Genomic DNA, 24,256 nt, shown 5'->3' on the forward strand with positions numbered 1-24,256 from the left:
TTGTCTCTTTATGGACCAAGGTCAGGCTTTTCGTACGTCGATTTGGCCGGTGACGGCGGCGGTGATGAGGGCGGCGCGACGTTCTTTCAGAAGGTCAACGGTACGGTTTACGCACGTATTAAGCGAGTCCAGTCGTTCCGATTCAGCACGTAAAAATTGTTGAATCGCACGTTGCTCCTCGACGCATGGCACTAGCGCGGGTAGGTCTAGGATTACTGATTGGCCAATATTGAGCATTGAACTACTTGCTCCTGTGGCTTCCAATTCGATTTGTGACCTTGCTTGCGGAGTTCCTAGATAGGCTGCCAAGTGAGCGGGGTCACAAAGTCCATTGACCAATTTCAGCCGGTATAACTTGTCGCACAACATCAAAGTGTCGAAATTTTCTTCGACCACTGCGGCGCTGCCGACCAAATCACGCGTGTTCGCCCGAGAAATGAGCAGGTCGCCACATTTCAGCGAATAGGCTGGAATAGGCTCCAGTTCTTGTGGAAGTTTTTTATTTTCTTCTGGCCGAAATGTTCCGCCATTTACACAGCCAACTTTCATCACCCCCCATTCATCGGGCGAATCGACCGGGAAGTTTTCGCATTGCGGGCTCCACCCTTGTTCTATGGACGCGACAAGGTGTTTGATACGGAGGACCTTCCAATGTGCGGGCACTTCCCCAAGCCACACAACGCCGGAGTCCTTCATAGGGGTGTGGGGATCGAGGCCTTTGGTGACGACATGAGAAATGATGGCCTGGCGCTTTTCGGCCAGCAGGGCGATGAGCTTCTCCTGCTCCGCAATCAGCGCGTCGATTTTGGCGGTTTCGCGGTCGAGGAAGGCGGCAATGGCAGTCTGCTCAATCAGCGGAGGAAACGGCAGCTCCACGTTGTCCAGCGCATACTGTCCCAGCCCAACTCGCGTCAGCCCGTTTGCTGAAACCGCGAATTTCGCCTTGGCGTAGACCGAATCGAAAAACCTCTTAATGAAGGCGCCGGACGTGCCTGCGCGAGGGCGAACCATGGACAGGTGATAGCCGCACACGACGCCAGGCAAGTCTTCCGGCACATGTGCCGCAATCGCTATATCGTCTGCCGTCTCCGAGTCTTTCGTGATGATGATGTCGTCAGCCTGCAGCGTGAACTTGGCGATCTGATCTTCCGACGCGGTCGCCTCCATGAACGGCATGTCGAAAGTGACTCTTTCGTTGTAGTAGACGTCGGTGTAGTTGCAAAGCCGAACCGCAGGCTCGTCGTCTCGAGAGTGCTTATCAACATTGCTCGGGAACACTGTGCAGGCGTACTTGAGCCGTTGCACCTCCCAGTGTGAGGGAACCGCTCCGAGCCAGGATATACCGCTGTTCTTGTACTCCCCATACCTCGGCAAACTCATTCCGCCAGCTCCTTCAACATCTTCATGATGTTGGCCGAGACGGCCTTCAGCTCTTCATCAATGGCCTGCAGGCTACGCGGCGGTTCAAACACATAGAAGTGGCGATTGAACGGAATTTCGTAGCCGACCTTGCTCTTGGCGTCATCTATCCACGCGTCGGGTGCATGCGGTAGCACTTCGCACTCGAAGTAAGTTTGGATGTCCTCCACCAGCGGCACGTTCTCGGTGTCGCGTAGCGAACTATCCGGCTGCGGCTTTCCTTTCTGTTTCCCCTTCACGCCCAGAACAACGTTGCCAGCCTCGTCGCGCAGCGGCCGCTCCACCGTAATGGTCGTGTAGCCGAAATCCTGGTTCTTGAAAATTCGGGAAATGGGCACGCGCTTGAGCTTGCCGCCTTCGGGCGCCGTCGGCAGCTTGCGATCGTCAATGACAAGCTTCGGTTCGCCCTGAACTTGCCCTGCCGCGTCCAGGACCGTGACCAGCTCAGCCTCGACAAACTCCCCAAACAACCGCGTGACCGTGGCAATGTGGTCGTCGCTCATTTCCTTGCGCTTGCTACCCAGGCTCTTGCGCATCTTCTGCCAGAAGCTGCTAGCGTCAATGAGCTGCACAAGACCTTTTCGGGCAGCCGGCTTCTTGTTGGACAAAATCCAGACGTAGGTGGCGATGCCGGTGTTGTAAAACATGTCGGTAGGCAGGCCGACGATTGCCTCCACCAGGTCGTTCTCCAACACGTAGCGCCGAATTTCGCTTTCGCCACTGCCTGCGCCGCCAGTGAACAAGGGCGAGCCGTTGAGCACAATGCCAAAGCGGCTGCCGCCCTTGCCGTCGACCACCGGGCTCATCTTCGAGAGCAGGTGCATCAGAAACAGCATGGACCCGTCGGACACGCGGGGAAGTCCCGGCCCGAAGCGGCCATCGAAGCCCTTGTTCTCGTGCTCCTGGCGAACCGCCTTCTCGACCTTCTTCCACTCCACGCCAAAGGGCGGATTGGACAGCATGTAATCGAATTTCTGACCTGCATGACCGTCGTCGCTCAGCGTGTTGCCAGCGACGATGTTCTCCACCGGCTGGCCCTTGATGAGCATGTCGGCCTTGCAGATGGCATAGGACTCGTCATTGAGTTCCTGGCCATACATGTTCAGGCGCGCTTGCGGATTGTGCGCCAGCAGGTGTTCCCCGGCGATCGACAGCATGCCGCCGGTGCCGGCCGTCGGGTCATAGATGGTGCGCACCACGGCAGCGCCCGGCGTCAGGACGTCGTCGTCCTCGATGAACAACAGGTTCACCATGAGTCGGATGACCTCGCGCGGTGTGAAGTGCTCCCCCGCCGTTTCGTTCGAGATTTCGGCGAACTTGCGGATGAGCTCTTCGAACACCAGGCCCATGCTGGCGTTATCGACCACGGAGGGGTGCAGGTCGATGTTGACGAATTTCTCCGTGACCAGGTAGAGCAAATTGGCCTTGGCCAGTCGCTCAACCTGAGTATGGAAATCGAAGCGTTCGAAGATGTCGCGCGCGGCTGGCGAGAATGCCTGGACGTATGCGTACAAGTTCTGGCGGATGTGGTCCTGGTCACCAAGCAGCTTTTCCAGATCCAACGGCGATGTGTTGTAGAAGCTTGTCCCCGACTTGCGCAGCAGGAAAGAATCGGGGTTGAGGCCCGCTTTCGTCTTGGCGTCAAACTCGGCGAGCACGGCTTGCTTTGTCGGTGCCAACACGCAATCGAGCCGACGCAGAACGGTGAACGGCAAGATGACGCGCCCATATTCAGATTGCTTGTAGTCGCCACGCAAAAGGTCCGCGACGGACCAAATGAATGCAGAAAGGGATTGAGGATTCATGGACTTCTAATACCCGCTATTAATTTCAGCGTGTGACTTTAAACGATTGCATATCGGCAGGGCGGCCAGCCGCACGAGCTTGCATGCAAACTGGCTACGCTCACGTCGCCCGTGAAGGCGCGGCCGGCCCACGGACGCGTGACGGACATCGGAAATCAACCCGTACAGAGGCCATCACGCTCAATAGTCACTTGTCCTGCCATCGCCTTCTCAGCGTGCCGATGGAGGCGTCCGCGCGCAACGCTCGCCGATCAGGCCCGCACAAAGCAACCGATCCTTCCGGGAGGCCAAACAAGCGTTCAATGGTTTGACGGATCGTGCCTATTCGGGCATCGGCACGAGCCGCGCGGAGGCGTCCGCGACGCGCAGACACGGTGGCGAGGTCCGCATCATCGCCATCCGTAGCGGCTAATTCCCCATCAATTCCCTCTTCATCCGCCAAGGGCAATTCATCAATCGACTCCGACTCAACATCACTCGAGCTGACGCTTTCGACGGCCGCAGGTGCTTCCTCATCATTCGAGAACCAAGTGACCGCGTCCAATACCTGCCAGCAGCGGCCATCTTCCAAATGCAGGATCGCTTGGCCTTTGATAGGGGGAATGTCATCTCCGAATCTGGACAAGACATCTTCTTTAGCCGCAAATGCGTCGGATACGGCATGAAGCAATGCCGAGTTTCCCTGGACGATGAGGAAGTCGGAGCGGCCTGGCTCAGCGAAATTCGCGCTAAATGTACTGTACAGAGAGATGGTCGCCTTCTCTGACGGGTTTGCCTTTGCGAACCGGGCCAAGATCGGCTCCAGCACATCGATCAGATCCAATCCTGCTGCGTAGCGACTTTCGGCATTTACTTCAACGGAAGGGTGTGGTTCCGGACTGCGCAACAAGCCAAGTTCATTTATTTGTCGTTCCAACGTCACTCCAATCTCCATGAAAGTAAACGCACATTGATACAAATGGGCCTAATTAGATTTCTTAATGTAACTCAAGAAATGTTTTGATAATTGTGGCGACTGCTCTGCCTGCCCTTGTTCGAATCGCATGCATTAATTCGCAATAGCGCGGATTGCCGTAACACCGCAATAATCCGTCTACCAAACCGCCGTTCCTGCCCAGCCCCCTAACGGAGTCGCAACATGCGCGCCCGCGCACGAATCCTCTTCTGCCTGTTTGGCCTGGTCCTGGGATGGGCGCGCGTGGCGCTTGCGGCAGAGACGCCGCCGCCCGCCGCGCCGCCTGCCGCGATTCAGATGGCCGAGATTCCGCTGCGGGCGGACACGGATTTGCGGTACGCCGAGGGCGTGTTGCAGCGCGCGGCGACGGCGGATCCGGTGACCGCGCTGATGCCGCCGCTCGATGCCATCGCCAAATCCGCCGACGAAAAGCTCTACGAATTCCAGCCGGCCCAGCTGCGCAACTTTCCCATCATGCGGCTGGAAAGCCTGGAGCGGCACTGGCTTTTCGACGTGCGGCGGCTGGCGCGCTGGCGGGCCGACATGCGGCAGGCGACGGCCTGGTACGCCAGCGACGCGGCCGAGCTGCTGCGCCGGCGCACGGCCTGGCAGGCGATCAAGGACGCGCCGGGCGCGGCGGGGCTGCCGGCGGCACTGGCCGACCGCGTCGACGTGGTGATCGCGCAGTTGCTGGCGGCCAGCCAGGCGCTGTCCGTGCCGCTGTCGCGCCAGGTCGAACTGGAACAGCGGGCCAACGCGATCGAGGAACAGATCAAGGCAGGCCAGCGCCAGGTGATGGAAGCGATCAGCTACGTCGACGCGCGGCTATTGCGGGTGGATTCCCCGCCGCTCTGGGCGTTGGACTGGTCCGGAAGATCCGACCAGGACACCATGACCCTTCTGCGCCAGGGTCTGGACATCGAGGTCCGCTTCGCGCGCGACTACGGCGCCGCCGGCGCCAGCAATCAGCGCGCGCTGCACACATTGCAACTGCTGCTGCTGCCGCTGCTGATCTGGCTGGCCAGAAAAAGCCGCAACGCCATCCGCACCGGCGTCATGAGCGAAACCGCCGCCGGTGTGCTCGGGCGGCCCATCTCCACGTGGGTCTTGCTGTCGATGATGGGCGTGCTGGCCCTGGAGCCGGACGCGCCGTTGATGGTGCAGCAGATCGCCCTGGTGCTGGCGGCGGTGCCGGTGCTGCGCCTGCTTCCGCCCGCCAGCCGCCGGCATCTGGACCATTGGCCGCGCGTCATCACCGTGCTATTCCTTGCCGAGCGGCTGGGCTTCCTGTTCCTGGCCAACACCCTCTTCTATCGGCTGTCGACCGTGGCCGCGGCGGTGGCGGCCCTGACGGCCATTCTGTGGCTCCTGGCGCGCGGACGGCGCCAGACCTATCCGCCCGGCTCGGAGCGGCTGGTGCGCGCCTTGCGCGCCGTCGCCTGGTGCGCGGCGGGGCTGCTGTGCGTGTCGCTTGGCGCGAATCTTATCGGTAATGTGTCGCTGTCCGAGATGCTGACCAGCGGCATCATCGGCAGCGGCTACTTCGGGCTGGTGCTGTACGCGGGCGTGACCGTCATCATCACGTTGCTGCAGCTTCTGCTGGCCCGCCAGGGCATCTCACGCTTCCGGCTGGCGCGCGAACATGCGCCGCCGCTGGTGCTGCTGCTGATCCGTCTTGTCAGCGCCGCCGCGGTCGTGGGCTGGGCGGTCTACACCATGGACCGCTTCCGCGTCCTGCGCGCCACCTACGCCTTCGTGACGCAGGTGCTGTCCTACACGCTGGAAGTCGGCGAGGTCTCGATCAGCCTGGGCAACATCCTGGTCTTCGCGATCTCGGTCGTGATTGCCTTCTGGGCCGCGCGCGCGGTGCGTCTTATCCTGCACGACGAGGTTCTGACCCGCATGTCGCTGCCTCGCGGCGTCGGCAACAGCATCGCCTCGCTGTCGTACTACCTGGTGCTGCTGCTGGGATTGGGCATCGCGCTGTCGGCCGCGGGTTTCCAGACCAGCCAGCTCACCATCGTGTTCGGCGCCTTGGGCGTGGGCATCGGCTTTGGCCTGCAGGGCGTGGTGAACAACTTCGTGTCGGGCCTGATCCTGATGTTCGAGCGGCCGATCCAGCCCGGCGACGTCGTGGAGATCGGCGGCACGTCGGGCCAGGTAAGGGATATCGGCATGCGCGCCACCCGCATCAAGACGTTCGACGGCGCCGACGTGATCGTCCCGAACGGCACGCTGCTGTCCGACAAGCTGACCAACTGGACGATGCTGGACCGCAGCCGCAGGATCGAGATCAGCATCGGGCTGGCCTACGGCACCGACCCGCGGCAGGTGCTCGCGCTGCTGGACGACGTCGCGCGGCAGACGCCGGGCGTCGTCACGGAGCCTGCGCCGATGGTGCTCTTCATGGGCTTTGGCGCCAGCACGCTGGATTTCAGCTTGCGCGCGTGGACTTACGACTTCGACCGGTGGATCGAGATCCGCAGCGACATGCTGGCGCGGATGTACGACACGCTGCGGGACGCGGGCATTCAGATCCCCTTTCCGCAGCGGGACTTGCACTTGCGCAGTGTTTCGGAAGAGGCGGGCCGTGCGATCTTCGCGGCCAGGCCGGCCGACCCGCAAGGGCCTGGCCCCGCGCGAACCGGCAGCCGCGACGGCGGCCAGCCGTCAGGGGCTTGAACGGCCAGTTGCGGGCACGCATGAGCGGCCGCGCTGCCCGGCGCACCGCTTCACCCGCCGGCCATCACCGGCACCGTCAACCCGTTCTTCACCCGGCTCATCACCACCAGCGTCGAGAACCGCTTCACGTTCGGATTGCCCCAGAAGTAACGCTGCGCGAACACCTCGTATTCGGCCATGTCGCGCATGGTGAGCGTCAGCACGAAATCGACCTCGCCCGTCACCGACAGGCATTGCATGATTTCGGGCGCGTTCTGCATGGCGCGCTTGAACTGGTCGAGTTTGTCGGCGCGTTCGCTTTCCAATGACACCAGCACGACCATCGTGATGCCGCGGCCCACGGCGGCGGGGTCGACGACGGACACGTCCGCCGTCACCACCTTGGCTTCGCGCAGCCGCTTCATGCGGCGTAGGCACGATACCGGCGACAGGTTCACGCGTTGCGCGACGTCCTGGCTGGTGCGCTGGTTGTCTTCCTGCAGGCTTTGCAGGATCTGCAGGTCGAAATCGTCTAGTTCCATGAGGCGCTCGGAACGCGGGGAAATGGCGCCCAGGATGGCGCGGGGAGAAGCTATTCGAGGATTCTAATCGGGGCGGCGATGCAATCCTTCGCCATTTCGACGGGAAACTTCATTTCGGGGCCGCGGGACGCAGGAATTATTCAGGCCGCTTGCTTACACTGGGAGCCCTCCGCCCGCAGATGCGGGATTTTTCACGCAGCACCCGCAATGCCCTCACTCCAGTTGTTCCTGCTGTTCCTGGCCGCCGATGCGGCCTTGAAGCTTACGCCCGGCCCCGACATGGCGCTTACGCTGTCGCGAGGCATGACGCAGGGATTCCGCCCCGCCTTCCATAGCGTGCTGGGCAACGTGGCCGCCGGGTTCATCCAGGTGCCCGCCGTGGTGCTGGGGCTGGCGTCGGTGCTGCGAACCTTTCCCACGCTGTTCGTCGGCATCAAGGCGGCGGGTGGCCTGTACCTGGGCTACCTGGGCATCAAGGCCATGATCCGGTGCGCGAACGCCGCCGAGGTGTCGCTGGCGGCCCAGCCCAGCGACGCGCGCGACGCCTTCTGGCAGGGCTTCATCACCAATCTGCTGAACCCGAAGGTGCTGCTTTTCATGATCGCCTTCCTGCCGCAGTTCACCTCGCCGGACAACGGACCGGTCTGGATCCAGATGCTGGTGCTGGGCGTCACGATGAAGGCGCTCAGCCTGCCCTACGGCAGTTGCTTTGCGTACGGCGCGTCGCGCATCCGCGGCTGGGTCGGACGCAACCCCTGGTTCCTGCGCATGCAACAGGGGCTGCTGGGCGCAATCATGTTCGGGCTGGCGATCTACGTGCTGATTTCCACGGCGATGCATCCACAGCCCTGACCGCTCATTCGCCCGCCTGAACCGACGACGCCATTGCACACCCTCAGCCTTCCATGACCGCCGCCACCTTGAACAACGGACACCCCAGCGCCACGTCCACCCTGCTGCCCACCCTGTCGCTGATCGGCGCCATGGCCTCCTTGTGCGTGGGCACGTCGTTCGCCAAATCGCTGTTTCCCGAAGTGGGCGCGCAAGGCACCACCGCATACCGCATCGTCATCGGCGCCATCATCCTGCTGGCCCTCTGGCGGCCCTGGCGCTTTCCGCTCACGCGCCGCAACGCCGCAAAGATCGCCCTGTATGGCGTGACGCTGGCGTGCATGAACCTGCTGTTCTACATGGCGCTCAAGACCCTGCCGCTGGGCATTGCCATTGCCATCGAATTCACCGGGCCGCTCACGCTGGCCGTCGTGCTGTCGCGGCGCGCCATCGACTTCGTCTGGATCGCCTGCGCGCTGGCCGGCCTGATCCTGCTGATCCCCACCGGGCAGTCCGTGCACGATCTCGATCCGCAAGGCATCGCGTACGCACTGGGCGCTGCCGTGTGCTGGGCGCTGTACATCATCTTCGGCAAGATGGCCGGAAACGTGCATGGCGGACAGGCCACGTCGCTGGGCCTTCTGGCGGCCACGATGGTGGCCCTGCCGGTCGGCGCGGCGCACGCGGGCATGGCGCTATTGGATCCCAAATTGATCCTGGCCGGCGTGGCCGTCGGCATCCTGTCCAGCGCCCTGCCTTACTCGCTGGAAATGGTGGCGCTGCGGCGGCTGCCGCAAAAGACCTTCGGCGTGCTGCTCAGCATGGAGCCGGCGATGGGCGCGCTGGCGGGGGTTGTCGTCTTGAACGAGCACCTGTCCCAGACGCAATGGCTGGCCATTTGCGGCATCATCATCGCGTCCGCGGGCTGCGCAGCCACGGCGCAGCGTAGCCGCAAGGCGCCGATTCCGGCGCCTGATTGATCAGACCCCTGCGCGCGCGGACGGTGTCTCACCAGGTGTCTGACACCCTGGGGAGAGGATCGTCCGCTTGCAGCGGTATCTCAACGGGTGTCAGACACCGCCGCAACAAATTGCTCGCCCCTCGTACCCCTCACTAGGTGTCTGACACCCTGGGGAGAGGATCGTCCGCTTGCAGCGGTATCTCAACGGGTGTCAGACACCGCCGCAACAAATCGCCCGCCCCTCGTACCCCTCACCAGGTGTCTGACACCCTGGGGAGAGGATCGTCCACTTGCAGCGGCATCTCAACGGGTGTCAGACACCGCCGCAACAAATTGCTCGCCCCTCGTACCCCTCACCAGGTGTCTGACACCCTGGGGAGAGGATCGTCCGCTTGCAGCGGCATCTCAACGGGTGTCAGACACCGCCGCAACAAATTGCTCGCCTCTCGTACACCTTGCGGCGGCTGTTACCCGCCCGCTCACTCGGCCGACAGCCCCTTGCTCCGGATGACCGCGCCCCAGCGCGCGTGCTCCTGGCGCGCGTATGCCTCGAACGCCTGCGGCGTGCTGCCCGCCGGTTCCATGCCCTGCAAGGTAAGCTGCTTGACCACGTCCGGCGAGGCCAGGGCTTGCCGGATTGCGCGGCTAAGCGTCTCCACCACCGGCGCCGGCGTGCCGGCCGGGGCCACCACGCCCTGCCAGGCCGCCGCCTCGAAAGCCGGACCGCCCGCCTCGGCAAAGGTCGGCACCGTGGCAAGTTGTCCGGATCGTGCGGCGGACGGCACCGCGATGGCATGCAGCCTGCCCGCCTGGATCAGCGGCCGCGCGGCGGCCAGGTCCGCCATCATCAGCGGCACCACGCCGGCAGCAACGTCCTGAAGCGCCGGCGGCGTCCCCTTGTACGGCACGGCCGTGGCGCGTCCCCCGATCGTTTCCATGAACAATTCCATCGCCAGATGGTGCGGACTGCCCACGCCCAGCGAGGCGTAACTGCCCGGCTCGTTGCGCTTCAGATAGGTCTTGACGTCGTCCAGCGTGCGCAGCCCGGAATCCGGGGCGGTCACCAGGACGATGGGCAGCGCCACCAGTGTGGACACCGGCGTGAAATCGGCCTGGGGATCGTAGGGCAAATCGCTGTAGAGCCACGGGTTGAGCGCCAGCGTGCTCATGCCGGCGGTCAGCACCGTGTAGCCATCCGGCTGCGCGCGCGCGGCCTCTTGCGCGGCGACGATGGTGGCCGCGCCGGGCCGGTTCTCGACCACCACCGGCTGGCCCAGCGTCTGGCCGACATGCCGGGCCACGATGCGCGTGGCCAGATCGCTCCCGCCACCAGCACTGAACGGCACCAGCCAGCGAATGGGGCGATCGGGATACCCGGCCGCCACCGACGCGGCCGGAATGGCCGCAGCCAGCGCAGCCGACAACAGCATGCGCAGCACGCCCTGAAACATGAAGTTCACTCCTTTTGCACTTCGATTGGGGGCATTGCGCGGGATCAGGCGCGGGCGGCGTTCAGCCAACGCAGGCCGGCCGAGGTCGCGCCCGCGGGGCGGTACTCGCAGCCGATCCAGCCGCCGTACTGCAACTCACGCAGCACGCCGAAGATCCAGCCGTAATCGAGTTCGCCGCGGTCGGGCTCCTGGCGCAGCGGCACCCCGGCGATCTGCAGATGGCCGACCCGCCCGGTGGGCAGGTATTCGCGCAGCTTGGCGGTGACGTCGCCCTCGACGATCTGGCAGTGGTAGAGGTCCATCTGGACTTTCAGGTTGGGCGCGTCGACAGCCTGCACGACGGCGTGCGCGTCGTCCTGGCGGTTCAGGAAGTAGCCGGGGATGTCGCGCGTGTTGATCGGTTCGATCAGCAGTGTGACGCCGGCGGACCGGGCCTCGCGCGCAGCCCAGTCCAGATTGGCCAGATAGCAGTCCCGCATCTCATCGCGCGACGCGTCCGGCGGCACTACGCCCGCCATCACGTGGACGTTGGAACAAGACAGCGCGGTGGCATAGCAGAGCGCCTGCTCGATGCCGGCCTGGAATTCTTCCTGCCTGCCCGGCAGCGCCGCCAGGCCGCGGTCGCCCTGCGCGGTGATGCCGGGCGGCGCATTGAACAGCACCTGCGCCACGCCGGCGGCATCCATGCGCTCGCGCACGAACGCGGCAGGCGCTTCATACGGAAACATGCATTCCACGCCCGCGAAGCCGTCGGCCGCTGCCGCCGCATAGCGGTCCAGGAACGCATGTTCCGGGTACATCATCGACAGATTGGCGGCGAACTTCAGCATGGCGGGCTCCTGGCGCGTGATGCCGCCGCGGGCGGCGGCATCCGCCGAAAATAGCACAGCCGGGCGCCGCCCCCAACCCGGTCAGTACGTCATGCGCACGCCCAGCAGCACGCTGCGGCCGGGCAGCGGCGCCACCGACGAGATGAACGACGCGTGGTTGTAGGCCAGCTTGTTCAACAGATTGGTGCCGCGCAGGTAGACCTCGTAGCCCGTCGCGCCGTACTGACCGCGATATGCGACGACCGCGTTGACCATGTTGTAGCCCGGGGTGGTGTCCTCGTACGCCGCAATGTCCTTCTGCGCGAACACGCGGGCGTATTCGACGCCGCCCGACCACTGCTGCCACTTGAAGTTGCCGCGCACGCCCGCGCGCCCCGCCGGAATGCGCGGCAGATTGCCGTCGCCGCCCGTCAGCCTGCCGCGCACGTAGTCGCCAAACACCGCCGCCGAGAACACCGGCGTGAACTGGTGCCGCAGCTCGCCTTCCACGCCCGTGAATTCCGCATCCTGCTGGGTGTATTCGATCAGGCGGAAATCCTCGAAGCGATCCAGCGTATTGGCGTAGATGTAGTTCTTGACGCGGTTGTGGAACACGCTGGCCGAGAACGTCGTGTCGCCCGAATGCTTGCGCAGCGTCAGGTCGATGTTGTGCGACGTTTCGCGCGTCAGGTCCGGATTACCCAGTTCATACGTATTGGTGGCAAGGTGAACCCCGTCCGCATACAGCTCCTGCGCGTTGGGCAGGCGCTGCGAGCGCGACAGCGACAGCGCCACCGAATACTGCGGCGCGAAGTCCCAGATCGCGGCGGCCGACAGCGACGTGCCCGACAGGCTGCTGCGCGGCGCGCCGCCCGACGGCGACACGCGCTGCCAGTCCTGGCGCGCGCCCAGCTCGAACCGCCAGTCGTTCAACTGGTATTCCTCCAGCACGAAAATGCCGTTCGACCGGGTCTTGCTGGGCGGCAGGAACGCCTCTTCGCCTTCGGCGCTGAAATCGCTGTACGCATTCTGCAGACCGATCACGCCGCGCCACCCGGCAATGGGCTTGTGCTGCAGCTCCACCCGCATGTCGTAGCCCTTGTTCTTGAAGCGCGTGCCAACCTCGCCGCCTTCGATCTCGTCGTGCTGATAGTCCGTCAGGCCGCCGCGAAAGCGGATCTTCTCGAAGCCGGCAAACGGATCCTGGTATTCCGCGCGCAGATCCACCCGGTTGCTGCGCAGCTTCACGTAGGGCACGCCGCCATGCTCGTGATCGTGGTCGTGGTCTTCCTCGCCCTCGTCGCCGTGGTCATGATCGTGGCCGCCGCAGTGCAGATGCGTGCCGTGCGGGTGGCACCCTTCGTACTCGTGGTTGTGGCCGGGCAGGCCGTATTCGCTTTGCAGATGCGTGAAGGCCACGCCCACATAGCCGCGCGGCGTGATCCACGACATGCCCACCGAGCCCTGCGTCGATTTGCTGTACGACCCTTCCAGCGTGCCGCCGGGCCAATCCGGCACGTCGTAGTCGCTGGTGCGGCGCTTCATGCCTTCGACGCGCACCGCGAACTGGCCTTCGCCCGCCGTGATGCCCACGGCACCGGCGCGCTCCTTGGTGCCGGTGGCGCCGCGCAGCTCGGCTTCGGCGGCGATGCCCTTCTCCGGCACCTCGGTGGGGATTTTCTTGTCCACCACGTTCACCACGCCGCCGATCGCGCCGCCGCCGTACAGCAGCGTGGCCGGCCCGCGCAGGACTTCGATGCGATCAGCCAAAAGGGGCTCGACCGTCACGGCATGGTCAGGAGAGATAGCCGAGGCGTCCATCACTTCGGACCCATCGGACAGCACCTTCACACGGGGCGCGGTCTGCCCACGGATCACCGGGCGGCTGGCGCCGCCGCCAAACGTGTCGCTGTTCACGCCCGGCAGGTTCTTGAGGGTCTCGCCCAGCGTCCCGTTGCGCTGCTCGATCAGCGCGTCACCTTCCAGGACCGAGGCGGGCAGCGTGGTGCTGTTCAAGTCCAGCCCCAACGGGTTGGCGGACACGGTGATCGGCGCGACGATCTGCGCGCGCGTTTCGCTCGCGGTCTGCGCCTGCGCCACGGGCGCCATCAGCATCAGCGAGCACACCAGCGGTTTCAAGGGCGCCCGGCCATGCCGACGGCTGCGCGAGGCCCTGACGCGTGCTTTCCCCAACCCCTGCTTTTTTCCTTTCATCTTCGCTCTCTCGGATGTTATATCATTACAAAACGCAGACGGATGATATAACATTTCATAACTGATGCAGCAGCTCCCCGAATGAAAAAGCGCGATTCCCTTGCAGGAATCGCGCTTCGATGACGCGGCCAACGATGAAACGGATAACCGGAAGGGCGGGAACGGCGCCCGCCCGTCGATCAGCCCGCCTTGAATTCCTTGTTCCAGAACTCGAGCATGTCCGCCTTCTTCTCGGTCAAGCCCTTCAGGTCGTAGGCGTGCAGCAGCTTGACCTCGGCGTCCGAAAAGCCCACCCGCTTCAAGGCTTCCGGCAACTGCGCGTTGGTCACGGTGGGCGCGTAGCCCATCTTTTCGGCAAAGCCGATCTGCCCTTGCGGATCCAGCATGGCGTTCAGGTAGGCCCAGGCCGCATCCTTGTTGCGGCTGTTCTTGGCGACGGCCGCTTCAAACGACACCGGCACAGAGCCTTCCTTGGGGATGACGAAGCCCAGCGGCAGACCGCTGTCCTTCCATTGCAGCGCGCGCGCCTTCCACATGACGGCGATCGCGATTTCGCCGGACTTGAAGGCGGCGGCAACGGCTTCGTTGGACGGGTAGATGCGCGGCGCGTTGGGCTTGAGCTTGGCCAGAAAGCGCTTGCCGCCCTCGAAGTCCTTGGTGTTGCCGTCCGCGCCCAGGCCCACGAAGACCGAGTTGTAGAGATAGAGAATGTCGGAGAAGCCGACCTGGCCCTTCCACTTCGGATCCAGCAGCACCTGCAGCGAATCCGGCGGGGTCGGGAACTTCTCGGTGTTGTAGACCAGGGTCATCGCGCTGAAGATGTGCGGAATCGAATACGGCGTCTTCAGCGTGTCGATGGCGTTTGCCAGGTTGGGCAGCTTCTTGGTGTCCAGCGGCTCCAACGTGCCCGAGCGCTCGGCGTCGTACATGTCGACTTCGCCCAGCAGCGCCACGTCCATGCTGCCGCGGCGCGAGTTCTTCTCGGCGCGCAGCTTGGTCACGCGCCCCACGGCGTTGCCCGTGTCGTAGACCACCTTCACGTCCTGCTTGGCGACGATGGGATTGATGATCTGCTGCAGCAGGTTCTGGTAATCGCCGCCCCAGGTGCCCACCACGATTTCCTTTTCGGCCGCATTGGCCATGCCGGGCAGCCACCCCAGGGCGGGCGCCAGGGCCAGGCCGGAGGCAGTCTTGATGAAGCCACGGCGATTCAGGTTTTTCTCTTGCATAACAACCTCGTATCGAAGGGAACTGACGACTTGCTACGATGCGCCGCGCGGCAGGCCAGTCTGGCGCGCGGCCTTGGGTTCAACAGGATTCAGACCAGCATTTGCACCGGCGCATCCGGCGAGGACGCGCGGATCTCGTCGGCCTCGATGTCACGCGCGATCACGATGATCGCGTCGCGCGCATCGGGCTGCCGCGTCAGCCGCTGCGGCAGGCTGAACGTCGAGCCGACCGACTGGATCAGGATGGGTTCCTCGCAGTCCGTGACGCGCACCACCGCCTTCACGCGTAGCAGGCGGTCGCCGCACAGCCCGGCCAGGTTATCCAGCCACTCGGAAAAATCGGTCCAGCTGATGCCGCTTTGCGCGCGCGCCGTGATGACGCGGATGCGCGGATGCGCCGCGCCCTGCCCGCCTGCGGCAAGCACTCGCGCCGCAAGGCCGGCCAGGTCGGACGTGCCTTGTGACGGCGCGAACGCGGCCTGCACCGCGCGCCGGCGATCCGGTTCCGCGACGATCTCGGCAAGCGGATTCAACGCCTCGGCGCGCGCGGCGCGTTCGCCCAGCGCGCCGGGCACGGCCGGGAGCAGATCGGTCTTGGTCAATACGATGCGATGGGCCGCGCCAAACTGCGCCATCGCTTCGTCCATCTCGGCCAGCGCGTCGGAATCACGCGCGCAGTCGTCGGTGCAGACCACCGTCAGCCGCAGGCCGCGGCTGGCCAATTCCGGATCCGCCAGCGACGCGATGATGGGTCCGGGCCGCGACAGGCCGCTGCACTCCAGGACGACGCGTTGCAACGGACCCTCGCCTTCAGGCCGGGGCGCATCCAGCAGCGCGCTCAGCGTGTAAACCAGATCGCTGCGCAACGAGCAGCACACGCAGCCGTTGGCCATCAAGGTCATCGGCACGTTGTCGCTGTCGTTGGCCACGATGGCCCCGTCCACGCCGACCTCGCCCGCCTCGTTGACGATCACGCCCGTATCGCGCGATTCCGGATCGCGCAGGTAGTCCACCAGCAGCGTGGTCTTGCCGCTGCCCAGGAACCCGCACAACAGGAAAAGATCGACGGCCATCAGGTCACGTCCTCGCCCGGGTCGCAGGGCGACCCAGCCGGCGCGCCGCCGGTGGGCGGGCGCTCGCCGTCGGGATCGTCGGCCCAGCTGTCCCGCACCATCGCGCGCACGTCCGCCAGCAGCTCGGCGGTGTCGTACACCACGCCCGACTTGATGGTGGTCTGCAGACAGCGCTTCCATTCGACCTTGGCAGTGTCGTCGTTCAAGCGCATGGCGCCGGTGCCGAACAGCAGCTTGAAGTCGGTGAGCGGATTCTGGTCGTGGATCAAGAGGTCGGCGCGCTTTTGCACATCGATGGAGCCGGTGTCGTCATCGATGCCCAGCAGCGCCGCGCTGTGCGACGTGGCCGCGCGCAGCACCTCGATGGGATGAAAGCCCGCTTCCTGCAGCAGTTCCAGTTCGCGGATGAAGCCGAAGCCGTAGATCTGGTAGATGAAGCCCGAATCGCTGCCCGCGCAGACGCGTCCGCCCAGGTTCTTGTATTCGTTGATGAACTGCATCCACAGCCGGTAGTTCTGCTTCCATTCGATTTCGTTGGTGGTGCTCCAGCGGTACCAGTAGGCGCCGTGGCCGCCGCGTTGCGGCTGAAAGTAGCGCCACACCGCCTTCCACGTGTACTCGTCGTGCCAGTCCGCGCGTCGCGCGCGCATCAGGTCGCGGTTGGCGTCGTAGATGTTGAAGGTGGGCACGAAGGTGTGACCGATTTCCAGGAACTCGTCCATGACCTGGCGCCACTTGGCCGAACCTGGCTGCGCGGCCTGCATGAAGGTCTGGCCCGCCACCGCGAAGCGGTAGTACTCGTCGCTGTAGTTGTAGTCCGTGGGAAACGACTGCACCACGCGGTCTTCGAACAGCGCCTCGGGCAGGCCGTAGTAGTGTTCGGAGCTGGTCAGCCCCCAGCGCGCGGATTTCAGCGCATTCACGCGCGTCACCGCCATCTGGGCGTGATGGCAGCCCGAACGCAGGCCTACCTTGGCCGCTTCGTCCAGCGCCGCTTCCATGATGGCCGGCGGCGCGCCAAAGAACTTGATGCCGTCCGCGCCGCGCGCGGCCAGCTTGCGCACCCATTCGCGGCCCTGCTCCGGCGTGTGGATGGTCTTGACGCGGTCGTTCACGGCGGGAAACACGGAATGCACGATCATGCGCGGCGCCGCGATCTGGTTGGCCGCGGACAGCTCGCGCTGCTCCATCGTCCAGCCCAGGCCGCCCATCGCGCCCATCTCGCGCACGGTGGTCACGCCATGCGCCAGCCACAGCTTGTAGATGTAGTCGGCGGGCGGCACGATGCCGCTCATCGCGTGATACGGCGTGCCGATGTGCGCGTGCGCGTCGACAAAGCCGGGCGTCACGAACTTGCCGTGGCAGTCGATTTCGTGATCGCCGGGGCCGGGACGGCGTTTGGGGTCGATGGCCTTGTGCGGCGTGCCCACGTTGACCAGCGCGGTGATGCGATCGTTCTCGATCACGATATCCACCGGGCCCCAGGGCGGCGCGCCGGTGCCGTCGATGATCGTGGCCCCGCGCAGGATCAGCCGCGGAAACGGCCCCAGGCCGCGGTCGCGGGGCGCGGGCGCCGAGGGCGGATGCCACCCCTTGGCCGCGTTGACGTCGCGGGATTCCTCGCCGACTTCCGATTGCGAAAACGTGGGATCGCTCATGGCCCCTACACCCCCAGGTCGTTATGTTCGATGACGCCGCCCTTCATGATGAGGCCGATGTGCTCGCCCTGCCCCAAGAGGCACGACAGGTCGCGGTACGGATCGCCGTCCACCAGCAGGATGTCGGCCAGCGCCCCTTCCTGGATGCGGCCCAGCTGGCCGACCTGGTTCAGCACTTCGGCCGCCGTCGTGGTGGCGCACTGGATGACCTCCTGCGCGGACAGCACCTCGCGGCGGATACGGAATTCGTCGCTTTGCAGGCGCTGTGACGGGCCCAGCAGGTCCGAGCCGTAACCGATCTTCACGCCCGCCTTCTTGTAGATTTCAAGTGAATGCAGGCCCGCGGTGCGCACCGTGGCAATCTTGGCCACGGAATCGGCCGGCAGACCGTAGTCGGCGCCTTCGTTGGCCAGCGCTTCATAGGTCACCAGCGTCGGCACCACGAAGGCGCCCTTCTCGGCCATGAAACGCGCCACGCGCTCGTCGACCAGGTTGCCGTGCTCGATGGTGCGCACGCCGTTGCGGATGGCGCGCTCGATGGCGTCGGCGGTATAGGAATGCGCCATCACGTACGTCTGGCGGCTGGCCGCCTCATCGACGATGACGCGGATTTCCTCTTCGGAGTAGCCAAAGGACGCAATGGGATCGGTGGGCGACGCCACGCCGCCCGAGGCCATCATCTTGATCTGGTCCGCGCCCATCTGCAGTTCCTGGCGCACTGCCTTGCGCACGTCGTCGATGCCGTCGGCCACGCGGCCGATGTCGCCCGCCCGGAAGCAGCAGCCGCAAAAGCTCATGGGACGCAGGTGGTCCGAACGCGGACGCGGATCGCCGTGGCCGCCCGTCTGGCTGATGGCGCGGCCCGAGATGAACAGGCGCGGTCCCTTGACCGTGCCTTCGTTGACGGCGCACTTCAGGCCCCAGCCCGCGCCGCCCGCATCGCGCACGGTGGTAAAGCCCCGGCGCAGCATGGCCGCCATGATGGGCACCGCGCGCATCATCACCAGCGCGTCGGGCAGGACGCCCTGCGTGCTGAGATTCAGCTGCGTGGCCAGCACATGCACGTGCAGGTCGATGAGGCCGGGCATCAGCGTGCGGCCCGCGGCGTCGATCACCCGCGCCGAGGACGCGGTGATCGGCTTGTCCGACACTTCCTTGATGACGCCGTCCTCCACCAGGACGTGGTGCCCTTCCAGCAGCTCGGATTGCAGCGGATCGAGCAGGTTTGCATTCTTGAACAGCACAGCGGACATGAGAATTTCCTTCGGGGGATGTCTGGGTCAGGACGCCATGGTCTTGATGTAGCGCCGGTGGATCAGCCAGTTGGATATCAGTGCGATGACGAGCGTGCCGCAGACCAGGATGACCGCCAGCGCGGCGCCAAACGGCCAGTTCGAGGCTTTGGTGATCTGGTCATACAGCGCCGGCGCCATCATGGTCAGGCCCGAGCCGCCCAGCAGCACTGGCGTGGCGTACGCGTTCATGCACAGGATGAACACCAGCATCGTGCCCGCCGCCACGCCCGGCGCGGCGATCGGCAAGACGATGCGGCGGAAGGTGGTGAAGAAGCTGGCGCCCACATTGCGCGCGGCCTCTTCCACGGACAGGTCCATGCCTTCCAGCACGCTTTGCAGCGTCAGGATCAGGTACGGCATGACGACTGCAGTGGTGCCGATGACGACGGCGGTCGGCGTGTACATCAGCGTCAGCGGCTTGTCGATGATGCCCAGGCCCTGCAGCACGGCGTTGACCACGCCGGCGTTGCCCAGCGCCACCATCCAGCCGGCCGCGCGCACCACGTTGCCCACCATCAGCGGAAACACCAGGAGGATCACGAACAGGCTCTTGTAGCGGCTTTGCGTGCGCGCCAGGAAGTACGCCACCGGAAAGCCCAGCACCAGCGCCAGCACCGTGCACAGCGCCGCGATGCCCAGCGTGGTGAAGAAGATGTCGCGGTAGTAGGGGTCGCCGAAGAACTTGGCGTAGTTCTCGAACGTGAAGGCGGTCTGCATCATCTCGACCGGGTCGAAATGATTGAAGCTGTAGCGCGCCAGCTGAAGGATCGGGATCATGATGATCACCAGCACCACCAGCGAGGCCGGAAAGGCCAGCCCGGGGCCCAGCCATCGGCTGGGGCGCCCATCCTGCGTTGCGGTCGTCATGGCGCCTCCTATTGCGTGAAGGCGACGCAGTCGTCGGGCTCGAAGCACGCATAGACGCGCTCGCCGGCGGCTGGCGGCGCGCCGCGCGCGCCCGCATTGACGATCTGGCTGATCAGGCGGTCGCCGCCATCGAGCTGCACCCGCACCTCAAGCACCGACCCCAGGTACAGCGACGACTCGATCACGCCCGGCAGCGCGTTGCCGCCGGTCGGCTGCGTCTGCAGGCGCACGCGCTCCGGCCGCACGCCCAGATGCGTGGCGTTGCCGCCGCCCGGCGCCGCGATGCGCTGGCCGGCCTTGGTCTCGAACTGATCGCCGGCCTGGCCGCGTCCCGTGAAGACGTTCATCTTGCCCAGGAAGTCCGCCACGAAGAGGTTGGCGGGCCGCTCGTACAGCGTGTCGGGCGCGCCCACCTGCTGCACGATGCCGTCGTGCATGATGGCCATGCGGTCCGCAATCGCCAACGCCTCTTCCTGGTCGTGCGTGACAAAGACGGTGGTCAGGCCCAGGCGCCGCTGCAACGCGCGGATTTCCTCGCGCACTTCCAGGCGCAGCTTGGCGTCCAGGTTGGACAGCGGTTCATCCAGCAGGAACACCTTGGGTTCGATCGCCAGCGCGCGCGCAATCGCCACGCGCTGCTGCTGGCCGCCGGACAACTGGCGCGGATAGCGGTCGCGCAGCTCAGTCATGCGCACCATGTCCAGCACGCGCCGGATCTTCGCATCGCGGTCGGCCTTGGGCACCTTGTGCATTTCCAATCCGAACGCCACGTTCTCGGCCACCGTCATGTGCGGAAACAGCGCATAGCGCTGGAACACCATGCCGGTGTCGCGCTTGTGCACCGGCAGCCGTGTGACGTCGGTTTCGCCAATGCGGATGCGCCCCGACGTCGGCGTGATGAAGCCGGCAATCATGCGCAGCGTCGTCGTCTTGCCGCAACCGCTGGGCCCCAGGAAGGTGACCAGCTCGCCTTCGGCAATCTCCAGGGAAAAATCCGACACCGCGACCGCCGCGCCGAACTGCTTGCGGATGTTTTCGATTGAGACCTTCGCCATTTCTTACACCACCTGACTGAGTTTCACGTAGCGGTCGGTCACAAGCATGATGATGCCCAACAGCAGGATTTGCACCGAGGCCACCGACGCGATGGTCGGGTCCAGGTTGAATTCGAGGTACTGCATGATCGCGATCGGCAGCGTCGTGCGCCCAGGGCCCACCAGCGACAGCGACAGTTCCAGGTTCTCGAACGACACGACAAAGCTGAACAGCGCCGCGGCGACGATGGACGGCCGCAGCATGGGCAGCGTGACGCGCATGAATGCCCTGGGCGCGCTTGCGCCCAGGTTGCGAGCGGCTTCCTCGATGGAGCCGTCCAGCCCGGCCATGCCCGCCGTGACCAGACGCACGGTCCACGGAATGGTGAGGCACACGTGCGCAATGACCAGACCGCCGAACGTGCCGACCAGATCCTGGTCCAGCACGTTTTCAGCGCGCAGGTAAAAGAGATAGACGGCCACGCCCGCGACGATGCCGGGAATCAGCAGCGGCGACAGCAGCAAGGTGTTGACGCCCTTGCTGCCCGCGAAGCGGTAGCGCGCAATCGCAACCGCCGCCAGCACGCCCATCACCACGCCGATGAACGCGGCCACCAGCGACACCTGCAGGCTGAAAAGGAAGCCGTTGGCGAACGCGGGGTTCTCCCAGGCCTTGACGTACCAGGAGAGCGTATAGCCCGATGGCGGGAAATAGAGGATGGCGTCCTTGAAGAAGCTCAGCCAGACCACCAGCACGATGGGGCTAAGCATGAACGCATACATGAGAACCACGAAAACGCGGTGCAGCCACGTGGCCCACGGGATCACGCGCACTGGCTTGTCCCGCGAGACCGCGACGGCTGAATCCAAAGGAGGTGCATTATGCAAATCCGGTTCCTTTCAGCAACTGCCGGCTCGGTTTGAAACTCCTCCGAAAGACTCTGCGGTCCCTACGGTTAACCGAAGCATATCGACCGGTTGCTGCCCGGCTCAAGTAGGGATAACCCACGGCACGCCAAAACTCGCGGGTTATCCCTGCAGTAGCCCCGCCGCGGGTGCAACCCGCTGCGAACGCTGGCCGCGGCAGGTGCAACCTGCGCTGCAGCCAGCAGCTACCGCGCCCCCGCCATCGCTGCGCCGCCCGGGCCGCGCGTCAGGAATCGGCAGCGCGAAGGGCAGCCGATGGGGATGCGGCCGCCGCGCCGATCCACGCGGTCAGCGCCATCGACATCAGGGCTAGCAGCGACGGATACAGCATGCTCAGGTTGCGCGCCTCGCCTTCGGCGGCGAACAGCAGGAAGAGCGGCACGTTGACCGCCAGCGCCATCAGCACGTGCACGCGAAACGGCGTGGGCAGCAGGCGCCAGCCGGTCGCGGCCACGCCCGCGATCATCAGCACCATCACGGCGCTCAAGCCCTTGGGCAGCGCAACGCCGTAGGTGCTTTCGGTGCGGAACCAGTTGCCCGGATCCAGGAAGTAGAAGAAATTCGCGCCCGGCTGGAAGCTCACCGCGCCGCCGGGATTGCCCGCGTAGCGCATGCGCAGCGCCAGATACACGCAGCCGCAGACGAACAACAGTGCCGCCACGACGCCTGCTGCCTTCACGCGCGGCAAGCTGCGCCGCAGAAACGGATACAGCGTCACCACATAGAAGAAGAACGCCTCCTTGTTCCATGTCGCCAGGGCTGCAACGACGGCCAGAAGGCCCAGCCGTCCCGCCGCACGCATGGGGCGCTCCACGGGAATGCGCCAGGCCAGCAGGATCGCGCACGCCATGAACAGCACTTCGAAGAAGTCGTAGAAGAAGCCGCCCTCGGTCAGGAAGAAGGGCAAGAGCAGCGCGATGACCATCGGCGCCGCGGTGGCCGCGGCCCCGCTGGCGCCTGCCGCAAGACACACCGACCGCATGGCGAACAGCGAGCCGAGCAGCGCCGCAAAGGTCAGGTAATAGACGATGTGATAGCGCAGCGTCACGGGGGCCTGCATCGCTTCCGATTCCGGATAGCGCATCGCCAGCCCCGAGCGGCTGTTCACGCGGCGCGGCTCGGTCAGCCGTTCGGACAGACGCGCCACCGTCGCGGCCGGCAGCAAATCCTGGATGCCGTTGGCGATGGCCGGCGCAAATTGCCGGTACACATAGGGACGGTGGGCGGTGCCGTCCACCATGGCCGCCAGCGAATGCGGGCCATGCCCGTCGTTCAGCCGCCACTTCGTATAGAAACCGTTGAAGGCTGCCGCAGCCACCATCACATACAACATCGCCAGCAGAAAGCGGCGGTAAACCACGCTATTGAAAAAACGGATCATCGGACTTCCGAGGCGGCCGGTTGGGAGGCGCCCTGCGGGCCCAGCCATTTGGCCAGCGCCAGCGCCAGCAGGCAAAGCAGGGACGGATAGAGCATGCTCAGGTTGCGCATTTCGCCTGGCGAGCAGAACAACAGGAACAGCGGCACGTTGATCGCAAGCGCCATCTTCGCGTGCCAACGCAGGGGCTGCGGCAGGCGCGTCCAGCCGTGGAGGGCAATGCCGGCAAAGGCCAGCATGCTCACGATGCTGAAGCCGCGCGGCAAGAGGACGCCATAGGTATTCTCGGTTCGCAGCCAGTTGCCGGGGTTCACGTAAAAGCGCAGGTTGTCCCACAGCTGGTAATCGGCCGTCGAGCCGGGGTTGCCGGCGTAGCGCAGGCGCAGCGCCAGATAGACGCAGCCGCTTACCAGCAGCAGCACGCCCACCACGCCTGCGGCGTGCTGCCGCGGCAGGTTGCGCCGCAAGAGCGGATACAACGCGGGCGTGAAAAAGAAGAAGGCTTCCTTGTTCCAGGTGGCCAGCCCGGCCAGCGCCACCAACGCGCACAGCCGCACCGGCGTCTGGCGCGATGCGCCCAGCGCCAGCAGCACGGCGCTCATGAGGAACAACAGTTCGACGAAGTCATAGAAAAAGCCGCCCTCGGTCAGAAAGAACGGCACCACCATCGCAAGCAGCGCGGGCGCGATCGTGGCGGCCGCGGCGCCGGCCCCCGCGCGAAGCGCCACGCGGCGCATGACGAAAAGCGAGGTCAGCAGCGCGGCGAAGGTCAGGTAGTAGACCAGGTGATAGCGCAGGGTCACGGCCGGCGTGAGGGCCTCGGACCCCGGATAGCGCATTGCCAGGCCCGAGCGGCTGTCCACCCGCCGGGGTTCGGCAAGGCGTTCGGACAGGCGCGCCACGGTGGACGGCGGCAGCAGCGACTGGATGCCATTGGCCAGCGCCGGCACGAACTGGCGATACACATAGGGGCGGTAGGCCGTGCCCTCGACCATCTGCGTCAGCCCGAGAGCCGGGTGGCCGTCGTTGAGCCGCCACTTGGTGTAGAAGCCGTTCATGACGGCCGCTGCCACCACGACGTAGGCGCAGCAGAGCAGAAACCCGCGATACCACGCGCCATTGAAGAAACGTTGCATGCCTGTGCCCG

General features: G+C 64.9%; 19 protein-coding genes. 3 read left to right on the forward strand and 16 right to left on the reverse strand.

The features are described from left to right. Nucleotides 1-21 precede the first annotated feature (21 nt). The 3 genes from LN047_RS26475 to LN047_RS26485 all read right to left on the reverse strand — a co-directional run bounded on the left by LN047_RS26475 (nt 22) and on the right by LN047_RS26485 (nt 4,146). Nucleotides 22-1,380: a restriction endonuclease subunit S gene (locus tag LN047_RS26475; RefSeq protein WP_373980677.1), complete on the reverse strand. Its 1,359-nt coding sequence runs from the start codon at nt 1,378-1,380 to the stop codon at nt 22-24. Next, nucleotides 1,377-3,224 (reverse strand): N-6 DNA methylase, encoded by a 1,848-nt coding sequence (locus LN047_RS26480; protein WP_373980678.1) that lies wholly within the window; start codon nt 3,222-3,224, stop codon nt 1,377-1,379. The genes LN047_RS26475 and LN047_RS26480 overlap by 4 nt, the downstream gene beginning before the upstream one ends. A gap of 187 nt (nt 3,225-3,411) precedes the next feature. Further along, entirely contained in the window at nt 3,412-4,146 is a 735-nt protein-coding gene (locus LN047_RS26485; RefSeq protein ID WP_373980679.1) for a hypothetical protein, read from the reverse strand. Nucleotides 4,147-4,362: 216 nt separating this feature from the next. Here LN047_RS26485 and LN047_RS26490 point away from each other — a divergent pair, with 216 nt between their 5' ends. Further along, nucleotides 4,363-6,861, forward strand: coding sequence for a mechanosensitive ion channel family protein (locus tag LN047_RS26490; protein WP_373980680.1), 2,499 nt, complete (start codon nt 4,363-4,365; stop codon nt 6,859-6,861). Nucleotides 6,862-6,911: 50 nt separating this feature from the next. Here LN047_RS26490 and LN047_RS26495 read toward each other — a convergent pair whose 3' ends face one another. After that, nucleotides 6,912-7,382, reverse strand: coding sequence for an Lrp/AsnC family transcriptional regulator (locus LN047_RS26495; RefSeq protein WP_056319925.1), 471 nt, complete (start codon nt 7,380-7,382; stop codon nt 6,912-6,914). 207 nt (nt 7,383-7,589) lie between these two features. Here LN047_RS26495 and LN047_RS26500 point away from each other — a divergent pair, with 207 nt between their 5' ends. Both LN047_RS26500 and LN047_RS26505 read left to right on the forward strand, forming a co-directional pair. After that, nucleotides 7,590-8,234, forward strand: coding sequence for a LysE family translocator (locus LN047_RS26500; protein WP_373980681.1), 645 nt, complete (start codon nt 7,590-7,592; stop codon nt 8,232-8,234). A 53-nt stretch (nt 8,235-8,287) separates the two neighbouring features. Next, nucleotides 8,288-9,193, forward strand: coding sequence for an EamA family transporter (locus LN047_RS26505; protein WP_373980682.1), 906 nt, complete (start codon nt 8,288-8,290; stop codon nt 9,191-9,193). A 460-nt stretch (nt 9,194-9,653) separates the two neighbouring features. On the opposite strand, the gene LN047_RS26510 is transcribed toward LN047_RS26505, so the two are convergent. The 12 genes from LN047_RS26510 to LN047_RS26565 all read right to left on the reverse strand — a co-directional run bounded on the left by LN047_RS26510 (nt 9,654) and on the right by LN047_RS26565 (nt 24,245). Further along, the gene (locus LN047_RS26510; RefSeq protein ID WP_373982186.1) at nt 9,654-10,625 is read right to left on the reverse strand and encodes a Bug family tripartite tricarboxylate transporter substrate binding protein; all 972 of its coding nucleotides are present in this window, start codon (nt 10,623-10,625) and stop codon (nt 9,654-9,656) included. A 44-nt stretch (nt 10,626-10,669) separates the two neighbouring features. After that, complete coding sequence (gene otnI, locus LN047_RS26515; protein WP_373980683.1) at nt 10,670-11,455, reverse strand: 2-oxo-tetronate isomerase; 786 nt, start codon at nt 11,453-11,455, stop codon at nt 10,670-10,672. A gap of 81 nt (nt 11,456-11,536) precedes the next feature. After that, entirely contained in the window at nt 11,537-13,549 is a 2,013-nt protein-coding gene (locus LN047_RS26520; protein ID WP_373982187.1) for a TonB-dependent receptor domain-containing protein, read from the reverse strand. A gap of 278 nt (nt 13,550-13,827) precedes the next feature. Beyond that, a complete protein-coding gene (locus LN047_RS26525) occupies nt 13,828-14,877 on the reverse strand; it encodes an ABC transporter substrate-binding protein (RefSeq protein WP_056319935.1) in 1,050 nt (349 codons plus the stop codon). Nucleotides 14,878-14,966: 89 nt separating this feature from the next. Beyond that, nucleotides 14,967-15,950 carry a GTP-binding protein gene (locus LN047_RS26530; protein WP_373980684.1) on the reverse strand — a complete coding sequence of 328 codons (984 nt, stop codon included), beginning with the start codon at nt 15,948-15,950 and terminating at the stop codon, nt 14,967-14,969. After that, nucleotides 15,950-17,608 carry an amidohydrolase family protein gene (locus tag LN047_RS26535; protein WP_253858385.1) on the reverse strand — a complete coding sequence of 553 codons (1,659 nt, stop codon included), beginning with the start codon at nt 17,606-17,608 and terminating at the stop codon, nt 15,950-15,952. Before LN047_RS26535 ends, LN047_RS26530 begins: the two co-directional genes overlap by 1 nt. A gap of 5 nt (nt 17,609-17,613) precedes the next feature. Beyond that, entirely contained in the window at nt 17,614-18,861 is a 1,248-nt protein-coding gene (locus tag LN047_RS26540) for an amidohydrolase family protein (protein ID WP_056319941.1), read from the reverse strand. 27 nt (nt 18,862-18,888) lie between these two features. After that, nucleotides 18,889-19,770, reverse strand: coding sequence for an ABC transporter permease (locus LN047_RS26545; RefSeq protein WP_056319944.1), 882 nt, complete (start codon nt 19,768-19,770; stop codon nt 18,889-18,891). An 8-nt stretch (nt 19,771-19,778) separates the two neighbouring features. Continuing rightward, nucleotides 19,779-20,825, reverse strand: coding sequence for an ABC transporter ATP-binding protein (locus LN047_RS26550; RefSeq protein ID WP_373980685.1), 1,047 nt, complete (start codon nt 20,823-20,825; stop codon nt 19,779-19,781). 3 nt (nt 20,826-20,828) lie between these two features. Continuing rightward, complete coding sequence (locus tag LN047_RS26555) at nt 20,829-21,674, reverse strand: ABC transporter permease (protein WP_223573437.1); 846 nt, start codon at nt 21,672-21,674, stop codon at nt 20,829-20,831. Between the two features lie 283 nt (nt 21,675-21,957). After that, entirely contained in the window at nt 21,958-23,112 is a 1,155-nt protein-coding gene (locus LN047_RS26560; protein WP_373980686.1) for a hypothetical protein, read from the reverse strand. Next, nucleotides 23,109-24,245: a hypothetical protein gene (locus LN047_RS26565; protein WP_373980687.1), complete on the reverse strand. Its 1,137-nt coding sequence runs from the start codon at nt 24,243-24,245 to the stop codon at nt 23,109-23,111. Before LN047_RS26565 ends, LN047_RS26560 begins: the two co-directional genes overlap by 4 nt. Nucleotides 24,246-24,256: the final 11 nt, after the last annotated feature.

This window comes from Achromobacter sp. JD417, from assembly GCF_041879325.1.
Taxonomy (GTDB): Bacteria; Pseudomonadota; Gammaproteobacteria; order Burkholderiales; family Burkholderiaceae_B; genus Achromobacter; species Achromobacter mucicolens.